Annotated in this window: 2 protein-coding genes; one reads left to right on the top strand and one right to left on the bottom strand. The window is 65.7% G+C overall.

The window, feature by feature from the left end; genetic code table 11:
- Nucleotides 1-155 precede the first annotated feature (155 nt).
- Nucleotides 156-701: a transposase family protein gene (locus tag ACWDA7_RS53030; RefSeq protein ID WP_450615420.1), complete on the bottom strand. Its 546-nt coding sequence runs from the start codon at nt 699-701 to the stop codon at nt 156-158.
- A gap of 62 nt (nt 702-763) precedes the next feature.
- Here ACWDA7_RS53030 and ACWDA7_RS53025 point away from each other — a divergent pair, with 62 nt between their 5' ends.
- On the top strand, nt 764-1,114 hold the full coding sequence (locus tag ACWDA7_RS53025; RefSeq protein WP_450615418.1) for a group II intron maturase-specific domain-containing protein: 351 nt from the start codon (nt 764-766) through the stop codon (nt 1,112-1,114).
- Nucleotides 1,115-1,278: the final 164 nt, after the last annotated feature.

The following is a 1,278-nucleotide window of genomic DNA, read 5'->3' as shown; positions in this document are numbered from 1 at the left end:
CAGGCCGCCCCCTTGCGCGTACCGCATGAACCCCTCGTAGCGCAGGGATCATGGAACGTCACCGGTACTCGGACATCACGAGTTCAACCTGAGTAACGACCTTGGGGGCAATTGAGATCAGGGCGTGCTGGCCTGGCGGGTCGGCTGGTGGTTGATCAGCAGGCCGGCTGGCGTACGGGCACCAGTTCGGTGCTGCGCGGGTGGCGTGTGGGCCTGCGGGCCGAGCGGTCGGAGACGAGTCCGGCGATGGCCAGGTGGGTCTCGGGGTAGGTCTCGCGCTTGCCGGTGTACCGCTGGAGCGGGCGCCACTGTTTGTACTCGGCGTTGGTGTGCTCCACGTGAATGCGCCGTGAGGACTGACGGCGTCGCTGCTCGCGCCAGGCACGCTTGTCGCCCTCGCAGGCGTCGTCCTTCGGCTTCTTCGGCGGGGCACTGACCTGGTCGGGAAACTCGTTGGCCAGGCCGCGGTAGCCCTCGTCGACCTCGGCTTTCACCGTCGGGTGTTGGTGGAACTGTTCCGCGATGCCCTCGGTCCGCACGGCGGTCTGGTCATGCATACGGCCGGGCCGGACGACGCCGGAAAAGAGGGTGCGGCCCTGGTGGTCGCTGAAGGTGGTGGTCTTGATGGTGTTCTGCTTCTTCTTGCCGGAGACGAACGCTTTGCGGCCGGGGTGTCCCGCACGCGGGCGGCGCACCTGCACCCGAGTTCACCTTCCTGGGGTTCACCTTCCGCACCCGCTCCGCGGTGCGCAAGGACGGCCAGATGTTCCGGTCGTTCCTCCCCGCCATCAGCGGGGAAGCTCTGCGCAGGATCAGTTCTGAGGTGCGGTCCTGGCGGCTGCACCACCGCACCAGCCTGACCGAAGCGGATCTCGCACGGTTCATCAACCCGATCATTCGCGGGTGGATGGCGTACTACGGGGCCTTCTACCAGTCGGCCCTGTATCCCCTCCTGGAACGCGTCAACGCCTACGTGATGCGGTGGATGCGCAAGAAGTTCAAACGGCTGCAGGGCAGGAAGAAAGCCCAAACGGCGTGGAACCAGGCCGTCGCACAGCGACCCCGGTTCTTCGCCCACTGGGTCTGGACCACCCATGCCCCCCGCGTCTGGTGACTAGAACGACAAGAGCCGTATGACGAGAGATCGTCACGTACGGATCTGTGAGGGCCGAGGGGTGAGAATCCCAATGCCAGGAACTTACGTGGCACGGGACTCGGCGGCGGGGCAGGGTGGATCTTGGTGTTCAGCCTGGGGTTGAGCCTGTGTGTTGGCCGTTT

This window comes from Streptomyces sp. NPDC001156 (genome assembly GCF_053598275.1).
The sequence above is the reverse complement of the archived record's forward strand: the minus strand, read 5'-3'. Positions and strand labels throughout refer to the sequence as shown.

What these genes read in the sequence shown, in the direction of transcription:
- ACWDA7_RS53025 (WP_450615418.1), top strand. Translation starts at nt 764, where the DNA reads ATGTTCCGGTCGTTCCTCCCCGCCATCAGCGGGGAAGCTCTGCGCAGG.